Raw genomic sequence first — 230 nt, 5'->3', positions numbered from 1 at the left:
GACGGTCGTTACGGCGATAATCCAAACCGCTTGCAGCATTATTTCCAGTACCAGGTGATCCTTAAACCATCTCCTGACAATGTGCAAGAAATCTATCTTGAGAGCTTGAAACAGTTAGGAATTAATCCACTAGAGCATGACATCCGCTTTGTTGAAGACAATTGGGAGTCGCCCACTCTTGGTGCTTGGGGGGTGGGCTGGGAAGTCTGGCTGGATGGCTTGGAAATCTC

General features: G+C 48.3%; 1 protein-coding gene. It reads left to right on the top strand.

The features are described 5' to 3' along the window. Nucleotides 1-230 (top strand): glycine--tRNA ligase subunit alpha (locus Q5762_RS39855; RefSeq protein WP_315897204.1); only part of this gene is annotated, 230 nt, incomplete at both ends.

Origin of the sequence: Streptomyces sp. P9(2023) (genome assembly GCF_032436795.1) — a bacterium.
Lineage (GTDB): Bacteria > Actinomycetota > Actinomycetes > Streptomycetales > Streptomycetaceae > Streptomyces.
Note: the sequence above shows the minus strand (reverse complement) of the source record. Positions and strands in the feature narration are given on the sequence as shown.